Genomic DNA, 18665 nt, shown 5'->3' on the forward strand with positions numbered 1-18665 from the left:
GGCGGGGTACTCGGGCTGGTCTGGAACATGATCGGTAGCAGGTGATCGATTGCCACGGGCCTCGTTCGCGGAAGTCGCCGTACGGGCGGTTGTCTCCTCGTAGGGTCCGGCAGGAAGATCCGGCCCGGGGAGGGGAAGTTCATGGTGGATGTACTGACATGGACGGTGGAACGGCGGGTCCTGCTGGCCGACCGCGCCGAGCGGCTGCGTAAGGAGCTCGCCGAGATCGATGTCGAGGTGGCCCGGCTGGAGGCCGCGGAGGTGGTGTTCGGCCAGTACGCCGAGGCGACGGACGGCGGCAGGCGGGACGATCCGGTGGTGGAGCCCGATCCGGTGGAGCCGGATCCGGTGGAGCCGGATCCGCCGGCGACGCAAGCGTCGGGAGCCGGCGGGATGCTGCTCGTGCCGCACCGCGTCGAGGGGATGAGCGAAGAGGTGCTGCCCGCCGACTATCAGCGGATTGTGCAGGTGGTCGCGGGTGCGTCCGACGGGCCGGTCAAGACCCGAGAGGTGTGCGAGAAGCTGGGGCTGGGCGTGCTGCCCGCGCAGACCGAGGCGATGCGGGGCAAGCTGAGGCGGCTCGCGGACCGGGGCTGGCTGCACCGCACCCCGTCAGGCCGCTACGGACCGCGCTGACACCAGCCCGGCATCCGGCCGCAAAGTGGCCGATTCCTGCCACAACGCGAGGGCCCCCGGCGGGAGTTGGCGTGTTTTGTGAAGAACAACCAGCCCGCCGAGGGCTCTCAGGATGCTGTCTACCAGGTTCGCCTTCCGGTGTCGAAGTCGACCATCGACCTCGTCGCCGACCTGATACGCAAGCAGCGCAAGAGGCTGGGCACCCGCTGGCGCAAGGTCACCCCGGGAACCCAAGCGATCATCGTGCTCGCCGTTCTCCGTCATGACCAGCGCCTTCTGGACATGGCCGGCGGCAACGACGTCTCCGCCTCGACCGTGCGCCGATGGGTGATCGAAGTGATCGGCCTGCTCTCTGCCCGCGCCCCGCGCCTGGACCGGGCCCTGAAGAAGATCGCCGACGATGGCGGGGTGGTCGTCCTGCTGGACGGCACTCTCGTGCGCACCCGCCGCCGCACCGGGACAGAGAACCGCAAGAACTACAGCGGGAAACACAAGTCCCATGGCCTGCTGTTTCTTGCGCTCACCGACGAGAAGGGCAACCTGATCTGGATCTCCGCGGCCAAGCCCGGGCGGTCCAGCGAGATCACCACCGCCCGCCACAGCAAGCTCACCGAGCATCTCCGCGAGGCCAAACTCGGGGCCCTGGCCGACCTCGGCTTCGTCGGCCTGGACGACGACCCTGACAACCCGGTGATCATCACCGGCCGCAAGGCCACCCGCAACCACCGGCTCACCGACGCCGAGAAGGAGGCCAACCGCCTGCTCAGCCGTGAACGCGCCGCCGTCGAGCACGGCTTCGCAAACCTGAAGACCTGGCGATTCCTCAGCAAGGTCCGTATGAACACCCGCCACGCGACCACCCTCCTGCGGGCCCTACTCGTCCTGGCGAACAGCGAAGTGCAGAGGTGACAGACGATCTCCCTCTGCCGATCATGTCCTGGCCAGCACGAGTACCCCACTACAAGCTCACACCAGGCCCGTGACCAGCGAAATCAGGATGAAATTTCCTCATTGGGCAGCAGCCGTGCGCGGTCGACCGGTGCGAGCGCCCCCGAGACACCGCCGCCGCCCGGCTGTGTGCGACCCACCGCCTCCAGCGCACACAGGCACTGGGCGGGCTCGGGATGGAGGAGTTCCTGGCCCACCCCAAGGTGGTAGGCCTCGCCGGGCTCGGCCCCTGCCTGGTCACCGCCTGCTACCTGGACCGGGTCGGCAGCAAGTACCCGTACTGCAAGGCCCATACACAGCGCCTGCGGACCTTCCCCGAAGAACCCGACTTCGACGAGGAGCGATGGCGGCTGACGGACAAGGCGATCTGCTCCACCCGGGAGGTCAGCCTGCGAGGAGTGCCGGACCGGCTGGCCGCCGAAGCTCTGTACGCACTGTCGTCGCGGGTCGACAACGGCTACAAGCTCCGGCCCGAGTGCCTGCGCCCGCTCTATGACCGGCTGCGCGCCCAGCAGGTGACCGGCTTGGAGGAGGTCACCGAACCCGAGGCCGCCGGGTACAGCCGTGAGCAGGTGACGATGATCCGTGCCGCCCAACTGGCGCTCTCCCGGCTGAACACCACGCCGGAGACCGAGCGGGTCAAGGACGTCTGGGACATGTCTGTCTTCGGGCACACCGGCGTGCTGCCGTTCACCTCGATCACCCAGACCCCGTTGCGGGAAGCGATGAAGATCTGGGTCTACGACGACCTTCCCCGGCGCCGGAACAAGAACGCCGTCCACCACGCCCGCGCCGTCGTCGCCGCCCTGGCCACGCTGTTCGGAGAGCCTGCGCCTCCAACGCCCCGACCGCGGGGAGGATCCGGCGGCGTGGGGGCGGGGCGACATCGTGGCGTACTGCAACCGCATGGGCCACCTCACCGCGACGGGGAAGCAGAGTGCAGCCCGGCGGCTGGCCTTCACCCGATTCGTCCGGCGGGTCCTGCTCCGCTTCCGCACGCTGGGCCTGGCCGGTCCGGCGGGTGTGCTGGAGGGGATGCCGGTCGACTTCGCGATCTGGCCCGAGGACATGCCCGATGAGCCTGAGGACGCCGAGGCCGGCCGCGAACTGCCCGAAGCGGTGATGCGCGTCCTGTGCGCCAGCCTCGACCGCCTGGAGGAGTTGAGCAGCACCGAGACGAGGGTGGCGACCGAGCTTCTCATCGACACCGGACGGCGCCCGGACGAGATCTACACCCTGGCCCTGGACTGCCTGGAGGGCGACCCGACGGCTCGCCCGTGCTCGTCTACGACAACCACAAGGCCTACCGGCTCGGCCGCCGCCTGCCGATCGGCGGCGAGACCGCCGAGGTGATCCGCCGCCAGCAGCAACGCGTCCGCGACCGCTTCCCGACCACCGCAACGGCCCGACTCAAGCTGCTGCCCCGCGCGCGAGGACGAACCCCGAGGGCACCAAGCCACTCAACGACATCGCCACCGCCCACCGGAAGTGGGTGGACTCTCTGCCCGACCTCGTCGTTCCACTCATCACCACCGAGGCCGGCACCCAGGTCACAGCCCTGGTGCCGTTCGACAGAGCCCGGATCTTCACCTACGCCTACCGGCACTGCTACGCCCAATGGCACGCCGACGCCGGGGCCCCGCCGGACGTCCTCAAGGAGCTGATGGACCACCGGCTCATCACCACCACCCAGGGCTACTACCGCATCGGCGCCGAATGCCGCTGCGAGGCCGTCGACCGGGTCACCGCCCTCCAGTTCGACCGCCACGGCAACCGCGTCTGGCGCGGCGCACAGAGCCTCCTGGACTCCGAGCACGTCCGCCGCGCGATCGGCGAGGTCGCGACCCCGTACGGGGTCTACCGCGAACCGTCCAACGTCGCCGCCGGCGGGCACGCATGCCCGCTGCGGTTCCGCTGCCTGGGCTGCGAGCACTTCTCCACCGACGTCTCCTACCTCCCCGACCTTCAGGCCCACCTCTCCGACCTACTACGCAGCCGGGAACGGCTGATGTCCGCCTTCGAAGCCGACGAATGGGCCCGCACCCAGGCCACGCCCTCGCAGGAGGAAATCAGCCGGGTCCGCCGGCTCATCGACCGCGTCAGCACCGACCTCGACCAGCTGACCGCCGAGGACCGCGCGCAGATCGAGCAGGTCGTCACCCTCGTCCGCCGCTCCCACACCGTCCACCTCGGCATGCCCCGCGTCGGCCAGCCCTTGCCCGACGTCCGACCTCCAAGGATCCAGCCGTGACCACCGCCATGAACGACGGCCGCCAAGCCGACACCGAACGCCGCCGCACCCGCGTCCACAGCGCCAGCTCCGCTGCCCTTCGCGACGGCACCCCGCTGTCCGCGTAGACCGCACCTTCCTCTACCGTCACCGCGACCTCCTCGACACCCTCCGCACCGCGATCCACGAACCCGCCACACAATCCGGGAGGGGCCCGTCGTCAGCCGGGCCTCGCTGCAAGCCGACCTGGCCAACGCGGCCGCCCGCAGCGCCCGCCTGGCCGCCCGCGTCCGCCAGCTCGAAGAACGCCTGTCGAAGACGCTCGGCGAGGAGGACAGCCTCCGGGCTCGGGGCGGCCGCCGACGTCGCCGAGCTGACAAGACGTCTCACGGGACTCGAACAGCGCAACGTCGAGTTGACCCGGGTTCTGGAGGAGCGGCAGGCCGAACTCGACGCCGCCCGTCGCCGCCAACCGTGACCTGACCCGCGTGCTCAACCAGCGAGGCTGACATCGACGGGTCGGCGGGCTGGCCTCATTCCGAGCCCCTTTCCCCTGCGGCACCCGGGCGTTGTCATTGCGGTCGAGGAGCGGTCCGGTGGGACCGTCGGTCTGCCGTCGAGGATGAGTTCGTTGCCGCAGCGACGCTCTGGGGGGCGCCAGGCGGGCACTTTTGTGTCCGTCCGGCGGACCTGCTCCGGCAAGGGAGTCCCGGGGCCGACGACCCTCGGCAGCGCGCTGTGGGCGCCTCCGCACGGGGACGGCGCGTACATGACCTAGAGACGGGGGCCTCGTGTCTCCGCAGACCGATTGGAGGGGCTTTACGGGGCAATTTCGGGCCGGGCCCAGGTCCCTTTTTTCAGCGGACCGCTACATCAGGTGAAGAATCCACACGGGGTGATCTGGGCGACTCTAATGCGCTACAGGTGGGGGGGATCGTTCCGGCGGTCTATCGGCCACCACGGGGGCGCTCAGAGGGCTTGTGGCCCTATAAAGGTTGGTCGTTTCGGGTATGCTAAACCTAGTCCTCGGGTTCTATGGTGAACCTTGCGGAACAGGGCCTGGCCAGCCGGTTGGGCCCTGTCGCCGACCCCTCCGTCCGACGCCAACCCGCTCCCGCCTCACCGGTGGGAGCGCGGTTTGTCGTGCCAGAAAAGAGAGCGCCCCTGTGACCGATCCCGGCATTCCCTCCGACCTTCCGGCCGACGTCGCCGTGCCCGCGCCCACCACGGGCGACGTGGGGGACGCGTCCTACACCGGTGGTGACATCCAGGTCCTGGAGGGCCTGGAAGCTGTCCGCAAGCGGCCCGGCATGTACATCGGCTCCACCGGCGAGCGGGGCCTGCACCACCTGGTCTACGAGATCGTCGACAACTCGGTCGACGAGGCTTTGGCCGGGCACGCGGACCGCATCGACGTGACGATCCTGGCCGACGGCGGCATCCGCGTCGTCGACAACGGCCGAGGCATCCCGGTCGACATCGTCCCCTCCCAGGGGAAGCCGGCGCTGGAGGTCGTGCTGACGGTGCTGCACGCGGGCGGCAAGTTCGGCGGCGGCGGCTACGCCGTCTCCGGCGGTCTGCACGGGGTCGGCATGTCGGTGGTCAACGCGCTGTCCACGCGGGTGGAGGCGGAGGTGCGCTACGGCGGGCACCGCTGGAGCCAGGACTACGAGAAGGGTGTGCCGACCACAGCGCTCAAGCAGCACGAGGAGGTCGCCGAGACCGGAACCTCGCTGGCGTTCTGGGCCGACGGCGACATCTTCGAGACGACCGAGTACTCCTTCGAGACGCTGTCCCGGCGCTTCCAGGAAATGGCCTTCCTTAACAAGGGCCTGACCCTCTCACTGACGGACGAGCGCGAGTCCGCGAGGGCCACCGTTGGCGCCGACGACCCGAACGCGGACGCGGTGGAACCGGCCGCGCGGACGGTCACCTACTTCTACGAGGGCGGCATCGTCGACTTCGTGAAGTACCTCAACGCGCGCAAGGGCGAGCCGGTGCACCCCTCGGTCATCTCCCTGGAGACGGAGGACACCGAGCGCCTGCTGTCGGTGGAAGTTGCGATGCAGTGGAACAGCCAGTTCTCCGACAGCGTGTACTCCTTCGCGAACACGATCCACACGCACGAGGGCGGTACCCACGAAGAAGGCTTCCGCGCGGCGATGACGGGTCTGGTCAACCGCTACGCGCGTGAGAAGAAGTTCCTCCGGGAGAAGGATGACAATCTCGCGGGCGAGGACATCCGCGAGGGTCTGACGGCGATCATCTCGGTGAAGCTGGGCGAGCCGCAGTTCGAGGGCCAGACCAAGACCAAGCTGGGCAACACGGAGGCGAAGACCTTCGTGCAGAAGGTCGTGCACGAGCACCTCAACGACTGGTTCGACCGCAATCCGAACGAGGCGGCGGACATCATCCGCAAGTCGATCCAGGCGGCCACGGCGCGCGCTGCGGCCCGCAAGGCCCGTGACCTGACGCGTCGCAAGGGTTTGCTGGAGAGCGCCTCGCTGCCGGGCAAGCTGTCGGACTGCCAGTCGAACGACCCGACCAAGTGCGAGATCTTCATCGTCGAGGGCGACTCGGCTGGCGGCTCGGCGAAGTCCGGCCGGAACCCGATGGACCAGGCCATTCTGCCCATCCGCGGCAAGATCCTGAACGTCGAGAAGGCGCGCATCGACAAGATCCTGCAGAACACCGAGGTCCAGGCGCTGATCAGCGCCTTCGGCACCGGTGTCCACGAGGACTTCGACATCGAGAAGCTGCGCTATCACAAGATCATCCTGATGGCGGACGCCGACGTCGACGGCCAGCACATCAACACTCTGCTGCTGACCTTCCTGTTCCGCTTCATGCGGCCGCTGGTCGAGGCCGGGCACGTGTACCTCTCGCGCCCGCCGCTCTACAAGATCAAGTGGGGCCGCGACGACTTCGAGTACGCGTACTCCGACCGCGAGCGCGACGCCCTGGTCGAGCTCGGCAAGGGGCAGGGCAAGCGGATCAAAGAAGACTCGATCCAGCGCTTCAAGGGTCTGGGCGAGATGAACGCCGAGGAACTGCGCATCACCACCATGGACGTGGACCACCGCGTGCTCGGCCAGGTCACCCTGGACGACGCCGCGCAGGCCGACGACCTGTTCTCGGTGCTGATGGGTGAGGACGTTGAAGCACGGCGCTCCTTCATCCAGCGCAACGCCAAGGACGTCCGCTTCCTCGACATCTGAGCCGGCGACGGCTACACCCTCCCGGACACGGGGCCCGCACCCGCGCGAGCCCCGTCCGCCCCCTTTCCTCTCTTCTTCCGTACCTGGAGCGAACGCGTGAGCACCCCGCCTTCCGCCCGTCCCCGCACCCCGGCCGACGACGGCTCCGACTACACCGCGCGGCACCTGCTCGTCCTCGAAGGGCTGGAGGCCGTCCGCAAGCGACCGGGCATGTATATCGGGTCCACCGACAGCCGGGGCCTGATGCACTGCCTGTGGGAGATCGTCGACAATTCCGTCGATGAGGCCCTGGGCGGGTACTGCGACCACATCGAGGTGATCCTCCACGAGGACTCCTCCGTGGAGGTCCGTGACAACGGCCGCGGCATCCCCGTGGACGTCGAGCCCAAGACCGGCCTCTCCGGGGTCGAGGTCGTCATGACCAAGCTGCACGCGGGCGGCAAGTTCGGCGGAGGGTCGTACGCGGCCTCCGGCGGTCTGCACGGCGTCGGCGCCTCCGTGGTCAACGCCCTCTCGGCCCGCCTCGATGTCGAGGTCGACCGGGCCGGCCACACCTACGCGATCGGCTTCCGCCGCGGCGTGCCAGGCCACTACGCGGGCACCGGCGCGGACGCCGAGTTCATGCCCGGCGGGGGCTTGCGCAAGCGCAGGGCCAAGAGCCGCAACGCCAACGGGACGGGCAACCGCACCCGGTACTGGGCAGATCGGCAGATCTTCCTCAAGGACGCCAAGCTCACGCTGGACACGCTCTACCAGCGTGCCCGCCAGACGGCCTTCCTCGTCCCCGGCCTGACCATCGTCGTCCGCGACGAGCGCGCCCTCGAAGGGGCCGGCAAGACCGAGGAGACCTTCCGCTTCGAGGGGGGCATCAGCGAGTTCTGCGAGTACCTCGCCCAGGACAAGGCCGCCTGCGACGTCCTGCGCCTGACCGGCACGGGTACCTTCAAGGAGACCGTCCCGGTCCTCGACGACCGCGGCCACATGACCCCCACCGAGGTCACCCGCGAGCTCGGCGTGGACATCGCCCTGCGCTGGGGCACGGGCTACGAGACGAACGTGAAATCGTTCGTGAACATCATCGCCACCCCCAAGGGCGGCACCCACATCTCCGGCTTCGAGCGCTCGGTCACCAAGACCGTGAACGAGGTCCTGCGCTCCGCGAAGCTGCTGCGCGTGGCCGAGGACGACGTAGTCAAGGACGACGCGATGGAGGGCATGACGGCGGTCGTCACCGTCCGCCTCGCCGAGCCGCAGTTCGAGGGCCAGACCAAGGAGGTCCTCGGCACCTCGGCGGCCACCCGGATCGTCGCGGCCGTCGTCGCCAAGGAGCTCAAGGCCTTCCTGACCTCCACCAAGCGGGACGACAAGCAGCAGGCCCGCGCCGTGATGGAGAAGATCGTCGCGGCCGCCCGGACCCGGATCGCGGCCCGGCAGCACAAGGAGGCGCAGCGCCGCAAGACCGCGCTGGAGTCCTCCTCGCTGCCCGCGAAGCTGGCCGACTGCCGCAGCGACGACGTGGAGCGCAGCGAGCTCTTCATCGTCGAGGGCGACTCGGCGCTCGGTACCGCCAAGCTCGCGCGCAATTCCGAGTTCCAGGCGCTGCTGCCCATCCGCGGCAAGATCCTCAACGTCCAGAAGTCCTCGGTCTCGGACATGCTCAAGAACGCCGAGTGCGGGGCGATCATCCAGGTCATAGGAGCCGGATCGGGCCGGACCTTCGACATCGACGCCGCCCGCTACGGCAAGATCGTCCTGCTCGTCGACGCCGATGTGGACGGCGCGCACATCCGCTGCCTGCTGCTCACGCTGTTCCAGCGCTACATGCGCCCGATGGTCGAGGCGGGCCGGGTCTTCGCCGCCGTGCCGCCGCTGCACCGGATCGAGCTCGTCCAGCCGAAGAAGGGCCAGGACAAGTACGTCTACACGTACTCGGACAACGAGCTGCGCCAGACCCTGCTGGAGTACCAGCGCAAGAACATCCGCTACAAGGACTCGATCCAGCGCTACAAGGGCCTCGGCGAGATGGACGCGGACCAGCTGGCGGAGACCACCATGGACCCCCGCTTCCGCACCCTGCGCCGGATCAACATCGGCGACCTGGACTCGGCCGAGTCGGTCTTCGACCTGCTCATGGGCAACGAGGTGGCCCCGCGCAAGGAGTTCATCACCAGCTCCGCCGCCACCCTGGACCGCTCCCGGATCGACGCCTAAGCCTTGATCCACCGAGGTGGTTTGAGAGTGGTCTTTTGATCGGCTTGGGGTCGGGTGGCCGGGTGAGGGCAGGTTGTGTCCGCTGGTCTGCCCAGCATTTCCACGGTTCGGTTCCGGTCGGGCCCTTGCGGGCGGGGTGGGCAGGGGCTGTTCGTATCAGCCGGCCGGTCTGTGGGCGGTGGAGAACGGGCCCTCACCCTTGATCTTGGACTTGATCTAGACCTTGCTCTAGATCGTAGCGTCAGCGGCATGACCACTACTGATCAGCAGCCGCTCGGCTCGCCCTTCTCAGCCTCCACCACCGCCGAGGACGTCATGGCCGACCGCGCCCTTTCCGGTATGACCGCCGTGGTGACCGGGGACTACTCCGGACTCGGGCTGGAGACCGTCCGGGGCCTGGCGGCTGCCGGGGCCCACGTCATGGTTCCGGCACGCCGCCCCGACATCGCCCGTGCCGCTCTCCAGCTCGTGGAGGGCTGGGAGGTCATCGCCATGGACCTGGCCGACCTCGACAGCGTTCGCGCCGCTGCCGCACAGATCAGTGACCGGCTCGACCGGCTCGACCTCCTGATGGCCATCGCCGGCGTCATGGCCACCCCGGAGCGGCGCGTCGGGCCCGGCTGGGAAGGCCAGCTCGCCTCCAACCACTTCGGACACTTCGCACTCGCCTCCGAGCTCTACCCGCTCCTGGCCGCCGCAGACGGCGCGCGCGTCGTCGTCAACAGCTCCGCCGGACACACCCTGACCGATATCCGCTGGCACGACCCGCACTTTCACACCGGCTACGACAAGTGGCTGGCCTACGGCCAGGCCAAGACCGCCAACGTCCTGTTCACCGTGCATCTCGACGCCCTCGGGCGCGACGACGGTGTCCGGGCGTTCGCTCTCCACCCCGGCAAGATCATCACCGGTCTCCAGCGGGAGATGGCGCTTCAGGAGCAGATAGACCGCGGATGGGTGGACGAGCGCGGCAACGTGGTCGGCGCCGACTTCAAGACCCCCTCCCAGGGCGCCGCCACTGGCCTGTGGGCAGCTACGTCGCCCCTCCTCGACGGCCGCGGCGGCCTCTACCTTGAGGACTGCGACGTCGCACGCATCTCCACCTCTGGGCAGCCCATGGACGACGGCGGCGTCCGCGCGTACGCCATCGCTCCCGACGCCGCCGCACGGCTCTGGGACCTGTCCCTCGCGGCGACCGGTGCCACCCCGATCACCCGATGAACCCGCGCTCCGCATGCGTCGTGCTGCGCGCCGCCCCGGCATACAGCACGGGATCCGCTACTGCCGGAGGCGGGGGGGGTGCCTCTATGTCCTTCGTCAAGGACGTGGTGCCGGGTGTGCGGGTTTTTGGGGTGGTTATGCGGCCAGGATGGCGGTGGGGGCTTTGGACTCGTAGAAGGTGCCGTCGCGGAGCATGGCGAACAGGACGCTGATGCGTTGGCGGGCGAGGCGGAGGAGTGCTTGGGTGTGGGTCTTGCCGCGGGCGCGCTGGCGGTCGTAGTAGGTGCGGGAGGCGGGGTCTGCGTTCATGCAGGCGAAGGCGGAGAGGAACATCGCGCGTTTGAGCTGCCGGTTTCCTCCTCGTGGTGCGTGTTCGCCGTGGATCGAGGTCCCGGACGACTTGGTTGTGGGGGCGAGGCCGGCGTAGGAGGCGAGGTGGGCTGCGCTGGGAAACCCGGTGCCGTCGCCGACCGTGACCAGCAGGACGGCGGCGGTCCTGACTCCGACTCCGGGCATCGAGGTCAGGACCGGGTGAAGAGGGTGGGCCTCCAACAGGGTGGTGATCTGGGCTTCGAGCGCTCTGCGCTGGTCGTGGACCGCTGCGAGCGAGGCGGCCAGGGACGGGATCACGATGTCGAGGGTGCCCGTGCCGGGAACGATGACGGTCTGTTCGTCGAGGGCGTCGAAGATGTCGTCGATCAGCCACTGTGCCATCCGCGGGGCCTTGGGCCGGATGAGTTCGACGAGTCTGCGGCGGCCGGCTTTCCTCAGGGCGGCCGGGGATCCGTATCGTTCGAGGAGCCAGGTGACGGCCCGGTGGTCCAGTCGTGGGCCCAGGACGCGCTCGAGGCTGGGGTGGAACTGGGTGAGCAGGCCGCGTATCCGGTTGCTGGTGCGGGTGGCTTCCGCGGCGAGGTCCTGGTCGAAGCCGGTCAGGACGGTGAGCTCGGCGGTGATCTCGTCGGTCAGCTCCAGCGAGCGCAGGGTGTGGGGCATCGTCCGGGCGGCGTCCGCGATCACCGCCGCGTCCTTCGCGTCGGTCTTCGCCTCGCCGGGATACAGATCGGCGATCCGCCGCATCGCGAGTCCGGGCAGGTAGGCGACCTGGCAGCCCGCGTCCCGGGCGACGGTCAGGGGCAGAGCACCGATCGATGCGGGCTGGTCGACGATCACCAGCACGGTGCCGAACTTCGCGGTCAGCTTGTCGAGGACGGCCCTCAGTTTCGGTTCGCTGTTGGGCATCGGCTTGTCGAAGACCTTCTTCCCGGCCGGGGTCAGCCCGTGGCCGTGATGGGCACTCTTGCCGACGTCCATGCCCAGGAAGACGCCCACATCGCCGGTGTCGAACATCGCACCCCTCCCAAGTGGTTGACCTTGCCGGCCTCGGCGGTGGCACCGTGCTCGCGCATCCACGTTATGCAGACCTGCCGCCCGCGAGCTGCCCGGCATTGCACCGGGCCAGGCGGTGGCCGGACCTCTCATCAGCGTCTCCGACGGCACCCCACGGACCCGGCGACACCACCCCCCAGGTCATCGCTTCGACAGAGGGGACACAGTCATACCGGGCCCGGAGGCCAACGGCCCCATTGCAGGACCGCGAAAAAGATAACGGGGGGGCTAGTGCTGTGACCGGGAAGGTTCGCTGGGGTGGTCGGGCTACGGTGTGAGGTACTGCGGTGAGCTCCGCCGTCGTATGGTCGGGGTGGTGAAGAGCTATAGCAGGGAAGATCAGCGCAAGATGGCCGCGTGGGCCGCAGATTGTGCCGAGCGCGTGCTCCCGTTCTTCGAGCGGGTACACCCGGAGGATGAACGGCCTCGAAAGGCCGTAGAAGCCTGTCGCAAATGGGTCGAAACTGGCGTCTTTCGGATGGCGGACATCCGCCGAGCTTCCCTCGACGCTCACGCAGCGGCGCGGGCGGTTAAAGCGGCTGACGACGCGGCCTGCTTCGCCGCCCGTGCCGCAGGGCAAGCGGTAGCGACGGCGCACGTGCCACAACATGCCTTCGGCGGCTCCTACTACGCACTGAAATCTCTTGCGGCAACAGATCGCGAGCAGGCCGAAACTCTCGCGACCACAGAACGCGAGTGGCAGGCGCAGCAGCTCCCTGAAGACCTCGAACAAGAGTTCCTTAGGCGAGTGGTCATCGAAACACGCCGGACCGGCATTTTCGTCACTGTCAGGAAGGACGAGGACTTCTAGTGCCATGACCGCATGGGTCCGCCCCCAGCGGATACCCTTCTCGCTGCGGATGCGGGCCCGTTCCTTCTGCTGGGCGGCGAGGAGTTCGGGGTGGCGGGCGTTGGCTTTGCGCCAGCGCAGGTAGGCGTGCAGGCCCTGTACAGGCCTGGACCGCGTACTGCGGCGGACACGATGTCCGCGACCGACTCCACCAATCACAAGAGGACAGCGAGCGGCAGAAACGTGACCAGGCAAGCCATGTCGCCTACTGGCCGGAACCCACCAAGGACGGCGCGGTTCCTCGAGTAGTGAACGCGCGGCTCGTCGGACAGACCCTGGAGCCGGTCGGCCGCGAAGCCCTTACGCCACTTGGCCCTCGGTGACCGGACGGACCCCAAGTTCCGCCCTCCCACCGCGGTGTTCGAACCACCTCGGTGCACGCGAGCACGATTCGGCATCTCAAGGCCAGAGCCTGTGCAGATGTTGCCCGCCGCGGCCATTGCAGCAGAGTCTCTCGCTCCTCACCGGTCAGAACCACCTCGACCGTCGGCCGGCCCATACGCGCAATGAGCCCCGCCTATTTCTAGTGAAATAAAGATCCATGACATGAATTTAGGGGTTCGGTTTTTTGGCCGCTGCAACGATGCTCGCTAGTGCTGTGACCGAATAGGTTCGCCCGGTTGCTGTTGATGTGAAGTGCTCGATGAAGCGGATGTGCTCGTGTGCTTCAGCGGTAGTCGGCCAGGCCGTCCGCGAGTTCTTCTTCGTCGCCGTCGCGGATGGCGTAGAGGGCTTGCTGCAGAGCGAACGTGCCGCGGATCGCGGCGATGCGGGTAAGGAGCCCGTGGTTTGACCAGCTGCCCAGGGCGAGCACCCGCTCCAGGAGCTCACGGCCGTAGCTGGCACCGATGGCTGCGAGGTCCTCGGCCGGGTCGCTGAGTGTGACATCGTCCCAGTCGAGTACGCCGGAGAGGTGCGGCAGGCCGTGCGTCCACTCCCACAGGACGTTTTCGGCACCGAGGTCGCCATGCACCACTGCTCGGGTGACGTGGGGAAGGCTATCGAGTGCTGCGAGTTCCCGCTCGGCCCGTAGACGCCCGCTGTCGGACATGAGCTGGAACAGCTCCGCGCGCACGTTCTCCGCGAACCGCCGCCACCGGCTTTCTGCTGCCTGAGGGAGAACTGCTCGTACCGTCTCGTCGGTGCCGGCGCGGGCCAGAGCGGACAGCAGTGTGGCGTACTGGGCCGCCACGGTGTCGACCACTTGGGCATCGTTGAGTGTGTCGGACTTCAGCGGTTCCCCGGGAATGCGACTGAGTACCAGGAACGGCACCTCGTCGGCGCCGTGGGCGCTGCCCTGGAACAGCGGCTCAGGTGTGCGGAAGCCGAGGTCGAGGCCTGCGAGTGCGTGTAGGGCGGCCACCCGCTCGGGCAACCGGGCGGCCGCTGCCCGGGTGTGAGGCAGGCACACGACGCGGTCCGAGCCAATGACCACGATGTGGAATTGTCCCTGACGTACTGCAAGGTCGTCCGGTTTATCGTTGGGCAGCAGACGGCTCAGCAGAGCGCGATGCGTCGTACGGATGCTCACGAGTGTGACCTCTGGATCCTTCGATGGGTAGGAGGCGATGTGCACAAAGTGCTGTCAGGCCGCGCTGGCGAGCGGGCGTCCGCCCCAGCGAATGCCCTTCTCGCTGCGGATACGGGCCCGTTCTCGGCGTTGAGCGGCCAGAACGTCGGGATGGCGGGCGCTGGCGTTGCGCCAGCGCAGGTAGCGGTGCAGGGCACGGGTCTGCGCGGGATGGCTGCGGTGATGCGAGTTGGCCAGGGTGAACCGCCCCGGGTTCGGTAGAGATCTCAGATTGTGGTTGTGACCTGGGGTTTCGTGAGTTCCGTGTAGTAGTTGGTTTCGTACTCGACGGGTGGGATGTGCCCTATCTCTCCGTGGAGCCGGCGATGGTTGTACCAGTCGGCCCACTCGGCGGTGGCGAGCTCGACCTGGGAGAGTGTCTTCCAGGGCCGCTGGGGTTTGATCAACTCGGTTTTGTACAGGCCGATCGCGCTCTCCATCAGGGCATTGTCGTAGGCATCGCCGACCGAGCCGATGGAGGCGGCAATGTCGGCGGCGTCCAGATGCTCGGCGAGCCTGAAACTCGTGTACTGCGACCCGGCGTCCGAGTGATGGATCAACTCACCTGGCTGTATGGGGTGTTGGTCGCGGTCACGTTGCCAGATGGCCATCTCCAGGGCGTCCAGGACGAAGACGGTCTCCTTCACGGTGGCGGCCGACCAGCCGACGATCCGGCGGGAGAAGGTATCCAAGACGAACGCGACATAGACGACGCCGGACCAGGTCTTGATGTGGGTGAAGTCCGCCACCCAGCACCGGTTCGGGGCCTGGGCGACGAAGTCACGGTCGAGGCGGTCCGGGGCCCGGTCGACCTGCCCGCCGGGGAGCGTGGTGATCACGCGTTTGCCGCGGATCGCGCCCTGGATGCCGAGTTCGCGCATGAGACGCTCGACGGTGCAGCGGGCTGCGGTATGCCCCTGCCGGTTCAGCTCGCGCCAGATCTTCCGGGCCCCGTAGACACGGTAGTTGGCGGTGTGGACCTGGCTGATCAGCTCCTTGAGCTCCGCGTCCCGCACTGAACGTGTTGACGGAGCGGCCTGTCGTTTCTTGTTGGCGTAGTAGGTTGAAGGGGCGATCTTGCAGTCGTGCTCGGTGAGCGTCCTGCAGATCGGCTCGACGCCGCCGAAGCGGTCCCGGTGCTCGTCGATGAACGCTACGAGCGTGTGTGTGGCCGGTCGAGCTCGGCCGCAAAGAAACTCGCCGCGGCCTTCAGGATCTCATTCGCCCGCTTGAGTTCGGCATTCTCCTTCTTCAACGCCTTGAGCTGAGCGGACTCCTCCGTCGTCGTCCCCGGCCGCGTGCCTGCGTCGATCTCGTGCTGCTTCAGCCAGTTCCGCAGTGTTTCGCGGGACCCGATACCGAGCTTCTCGGTCACCGCCTGCAGAGCGGCCGTCTCGTTCGGGTAGTCGTCGCGCACCTCGGCGACCATGCGCACCGCGCGGCGGCGGAGCTCAAGCGGGTAACGGGAAGGTCGTGCCATGACTCGATCCTTTCATGAAATCGAGTCTCCATTCGAGCCGGGGCGGTTCAGGGTGAACTGCCGCAGCGGACCGAAGTGCGCCTCGATCGGGTTGGCCCAGGAGGCGTAGGTCGGGGTGAAGCACAGCTCGACCTTGTTCTTCTTCGCCCAGCGGCGGATGTCCGCGCCGGTATGAGCGGAGAGGTTGTCCAGGACGATGTAGATCGGGGCGCCGTCGGGCCGGGCGGCGCGGATCGACTTCGGCGCGGCCAGGCTGTTGGCGGTGCCCTTGCGGCGCCGTTTACGCCCCACAGCCGGTCGTCGCCCACGGAGTAGCAGCCGTGGAAGTAGGTGACGCCATGGGTGCGGTGGTAGGTCGCCGGAAGGCGGCCGGGGTTGCCCTGCTTCGCCCAGCAGGAGCCCGCGGTGGGCCGGATCCCCAGCGGCCCGAACTCGTCGAAGGCGAAGACCCGGTCCGGGAAGCGTTCCAGCACCTGCTCGATCCGGTCGACCTTGGCGTCACGTTCGGGGTCGGGTGACTCCTTCCATGTCTTGGTGCGCTGGAAGGTGATGCCGCGGCGCAGCAGCAGGCATCGTAAGGCTTCACGGCCGATGCGGATGACGCGTCCGTGTACTTTCCGCAGGTAGGCGGCGAGTTTGCGGATCGACCAGCGGGTGAAGGGCTGGCCGAGTTTGGTCGGGCGGGTGGTGGCCGCCTGGATGACGAAGTCCTCGTCGTCAGGGGTGAGCAGGCGAGGACGGCCTCCCGCCCACTGAGGGTCCAGGCAGGCCAGGCCGATCTCGTTGAACCGGTGGATCACCTCCCGCACCGTGCCCTCGTCGGCCTGGACCAGCTGGGCGATCACCGGTACGCGGTTTCCGCCGGCGGACGCCAGCAGCATCATCGCCCGGCGATAGCGCACCGAGCTGGTACCACCCCGGCGCACGATCTGCTGCAGCTTCTGCCCTTCTTGGTCGGTCAGTCTGCGCACCCGCACAGGCTCGGCCACCACACCTCCAGCGATCGGAACGGACGTCACCGCCCATCCAACCGCTCCAACTACCAACCCGGCGAACCTATTCGGTCACAGCACTAGGTATGGCGCACCGTAATGCACCTCTTACGGTCGAGGGTCGGCGGCGGCTCATCGAACGCTGCCGTACCCGCCCCATCTCGCACGTGGCCGCCGAGATGGGAATCTCGCGGGCGTGCGCCTCCAAGTGGGTCAAACGCTGGCGCCGTCACGGTGACCTCGGCCTGCTCGACCGACCCACGGCCCCGCACCGCAGCCCACGTGCGACACCGGCGTGGGTGATCGAGAAGATCGAATCCTGGCGGCGGCAAGAGAAATGGTCCGCGCAGCGGATCACACACGAGCTGGCCGAACTCGGTCACCTGATCAACCGACGTACCGTCACCCGGCACATGAGCAGACTGGGACTTGGACACCGTCGGTTCCTCGATCCCTGCGGTGACAGCAACCGGGAACCAGGCAAGATCACCGCTCGCTGGCCAGGGCACATGGTGCACCTGGACGTAAAGAAGGTCGGACGGATCCCCGACGGGGGCGGCCGGCGTGTCCACGGTCGCGACTCAGAGCAGGCCAAAACTGCGGGCCGAGCGAAATCAGCAGGAGCGAAGCGCGGATACGGATACCTGCACTCCGCCATCGACGGCTTCTCCCGGCTGGCCTACACCGAGCCGCTCGCTGACGAGAAGGGTGCCGCGGCAGCCGCATTCTTGGCGCGGGCGAAGGTCTGGTTCGCTGCCCAGGGCATCACCCACATCCACCGCGGCGTCACCGACAACGGCGCCTGCCACCGCTCAGGTGACTTCGCCCGCATCATTGGAAACCAAACCCGACATCAGAAGATCAAACCCTACGCGCCTCGACACAACGGAAAAGTGGAACGCTACCAGCGCATCTTGGTCGAAGAGCTCCTGTATGCCCGCGAGTTCAGCGGCGAGGCCGACCGCGCGGCAGCGATCACCGTCTGGAACATCCACTACAACTACCACCGGCCGCACAGCGGAGCTGACGGTCTACCGCCGGCGTCACGGCTCAAGCGCGGTGTCACCAATGTTCGGCACTCCTGCACGGGTGAGCGAGCTGAGACCATTGCCTCACTTGATCGGCACCTGCCCCAGCAGCGCGAGCCGTGGACCCTGGGTGGCAACCTCTATATCGAGATCGATGACGAGGAGACTGGCCAGCTCTTCTCCGATTGGGATCCCGAAGACGTGGCCATCCTCGAAGCGGCCGTGGGACACCGCCCCAGTTGGGCGGTGCAGATCGACATCTCCGGGCGGATCGACGGCACCGCAGAGGTTCATCAACTGATCGCGATGCTGCTTGAGTATGGAGGCGTGGCGACGGACGACTACACCACCCATCCATGGACCCTGCAGGAAATCCTGTCTGGAACAGTGATCGACGGTTTGCGCTTCTTCGACTTTCGCGGCTACCACGAACTCAATCGCGAGCCCGGACGCTCCTGACTCACTGAGCACTCCAGTGCCGAACCGGTAGTTCGGAGAAGGCGCGATCTGCTTGGCCTGCAACGGACCCGGGGCATCAGCGACGATCTCTACGATGTCCCGGTACACATCCGGCAACACCGCCATGACCAGGCCCTCCCGCCACGGCGGCACCGTCATCACCCCGATGCCATGAGGCGCCGACGTCGTATCCGTTTCCGGCGCATCCTCCGCCGCGACGTCCGACCCGGCCTCCGCCGCCGAAAGATCCGCCAGCACCTGAGCGACCGTCTGTCGCGTGATTTCCGACCGCGACAGTGCCTCCCGGGCCTCCTCCAACCGGACGGCCAACCCTGCTGCTTCGGCCTGGAGTTCCTCCACCCGCACCCGAGCTGCGGCCTCCCGGGCCTCAAGCTCCTCCGGCAACGACACCATGGCACCCCACCTCCACCCC

12 protein-coding genes and 3 pseudogenes are annotated in these 18665 nt (G+C 67.8%); 10 read left to right on the plus strand and 5 right to left on the minus strand.

Features of this window, described 5'->3' with window-relative positions:
- Nucleotides 1-141: 141 nt before the first annotated feature.
- The 8 genes from NRF20_RS43310 to NRF20_RS43345 all read left to right on the plus strand — a co-directional run bounded on the left by NRF20_RS43310 (nucleotide 142) and on the right by NRF20_RS43345 (nucleotide 10464).
- Nucleotides 142-636, plus strand: a complete 495-nt coding sequence (locus NRF20_RS43310) for a hypothetical protein (protein WP_413754293.1) — start codon at nucleotides 142-144, stop codon at nucleotides 634-636.
- A 78-nt stretch (nucleotides 637-714) separates the two neighbouring features.
- Entirely contained in the window at nucleotides 715-1545 is an 831-nt protein-coding gene (locus NRF20_RS43315; RefSeq protein WP_413751748.1) for a transposase family protein, read from the plus strand.
- A 215-nt stretch (nucleotides 1546-1760) separates the two neighbouring features.
- The gene (locus NRF20_RS43320) at nucleotides 1761-2663 is read left to right on the plus strand and encodes a hypothetical protein (protein ID WP_413754324.1); all 903 of its coding nucleotides are present in this window, start codon (nucleotides 1761-1763) and stop codon (nucleotides 2661-2663) included.
- Nucleotides 2653-2937 (plus strand): hypothetical protein, encoded by a 285-nt coding sequence (locus NRF20_RS43325; RefSeq protein ID WP_413754325.1) that lies wholly within the window; start codon nucleotides 2653-2655, stop codon nucleotides 2935-2937. Before NRF20_RS43320 ends, NRF20_RS43325 begins: the two co-directional genes overlap by 11 nt.
- A gap of 139 nt (nucleotides 2938-3076) precedes the next feature.
- A complete protein-coding gene (locus tag NRF20_RS43330) occupies nucleotides 3077-3835 on the plus strand; it encodes a hypothetical protein (RefSeq protein WP_398634102.1) in 759 nt (252 codons plus the stop codon).
- A 1190-nt stretch (nucleotides 3836-5025) separates the two neighbouring features.
- Nucleotides 5026-7032 (plus strand): DNA topoisomerase (ATP-hydrolyzing) subunit B, encoded by a 2007-nt coding sequence (gene gyrB, locus NRF20_RS43335; protein ID WP_398634126.1) that lies wholly within the window; start codon nucleotides 5026-5028, stop codon nucleotides 7030-7032.
- Nucleotides 7033-7128: 96 nt separating this feature from the next.
- Complete coding sequence (locus NRF20_RS43340) at nucleotides 7129-9243, plus strand: DNA gyrase/topoisomerase IV subunit B (RefSeq protein WP_413754326.1); 2115 nt, start codon at nucleotides 7129-7131, stop codon at nucleotides 9241-9243.
- A 249-nt stretch (nucleotides 9244-9492) separates the two neighbouring features.
- On the plus strand, nucleotides 9493-10464 hold the full coding sequence (locus tag NRF20_RS43345; protein ID WP_413754327.1) for an oxidoreductase: 972 nt from the start codon (nucleotides 9493-9495) through the stop codon (nucleotides 10462-10464).
- Between the two features lie 135 nt (nucleotides 10465-10599).
- On the opposite strand, the gene NRF20_RS43350 is transcribed toward NRF20_RS43345, so the two are convergent.
- Nucleotides 10600-11814, minus strand: coding sequence for an IS110 family transposase (locus NRF20_RS43350; RefSeq protein ID WP_413754328.1), 1215 nt, complete (start codon nucleotides 11812-11814; stop codon nucleotides 10600-10602).
- A gap of 355 nt (nucleotides 11815-12169) precedes the next feature.
- Here NRF20_RS43350 and NRF20_RS43355 point away from each other — a divergent pair, with 355 nt between their 5' ends.
- The gene (locus NRF20_RS43355; RefSeq protein WP_398634099.1) at nucleotides 12170-12664 is read left to right on the plus strand and encodes a putative immunity protein; all 495 of its coding nucleotides are present in this window, start codon (nucleotides 12170-12172) and stop codon (nucleotides 12662-12664) included.
- 21 nt (nucleotides 12665-12685) lie between these two features.
- Here NRF20_RS43355 and NRF20_RS43360 read toward each other — a convergent pair.
- From NRF20_RS43360 to NRF20_RS43375, 4 genes and pseudogenes are all read right to left on the minus strand, one after another.
- Nucleotides 12686-12802 (minus strand): annotated as a pseudogene (locus tag NRF20_RS43360) (IS630 family transposase); the annotation flags it as partial.
- 568 nt (nucleotides 12803-13370) lie between these two features.
- A complete protein-coding gene (vph, locus tag NRF20_RS43365) occupies nucleotides 13371-14234 on the minus strand; it encodes a viomycin phosphotransferase (protein ID WP_413754329.1) in 864 nt (287 codons plus the stop codon).
- A gap of 266 nt (nucleotides 14235-14500) precedes the next feature.
- Nucleotides 14501-15753, minus strand: a protein-coding gene (locus NRF20_RS43370; RefSeq protein WP_413752197.1) for an IS3 family transposase whose coding sequence is annotated in 2 segments (ribosomal slippage) — nucleotides 14501-15471 and nucleotides 15471-15753 — 1254 coding nt in all. Because the reading frame shifts where the segments join, the coding sequence is not laid out codon by codon here.
- 12 nt (nucleotides 15754-15765) lie between these two features.
- Nucleotides 15766-16742: pseudogene (locus NRF20_RS43375) on the minus strand (IS630 family transposase).
- Between the two features lie 89 nt (nucleotides 16743-16831).
- Between NRF20_RS43375 and NRF20_RS43380 the strand changes: the two are divergent.
- Nucleotides 16832-17833, plus strand: a pseudogene (locus NRF20_RS43380) (IS481 family transposase); the annotation flags it as partial.
- Nucleotides 17834-18665: the final 832 nt, after the last annotated feature.

Source organism: Streptomyces sp. R-74717 (assembly GCF_047305335.1).
In the GTDB taxonomy this organism is placed as follows: domain Bacteria; phylum Actinomycetota; class Actinomycetes; order Streptomycetales; family Streptomycetaceae; genus Streptomyces; species Streptomyces atratus.

What these genes read in the sequence shown, in the direction of transcription:
- NRF20_RS43320 (WP_413754324.1), top strand. Translation starts at nt 1,761, where the DNA reads ATGGAGGAGTTCCTGGCCCACCCCAAGGTGGTAGGCCTCGCCGGGCTC.
- NRF20_RS43325 (WP_413754325.1), top strand. Translation starts at nt 2,653, where the DNA reads ATGCCCGATGAGCCTGAGGACGCCGAGGCCGGCCGCGAACTGCCCGAA.
- NRF20_RS43345 (WP_413754327.1), top strand. Translation starts at nt 9,493, where the DNA reads ATGACCACTACTGATCAGCAGCCGCTCGGCTCGCCCTTCTCAGCCTCC.
- NRF20_RS43350 (WP_413754328.1), bottom strand. Translation starts at nt 11,814, where the DNA reads ATGTTCGACACCGGCGATGTGGGCGTCTTCCTGGGCATGGACGTCGGC.
- NRF20_RS43310 (WP_413754293.1), top strand. Translation starts at nt 142, where the DNA reads ATGGTGGATGTACTGACATGGACGGTGGAACGGCGGGTCCTGCTGGCC.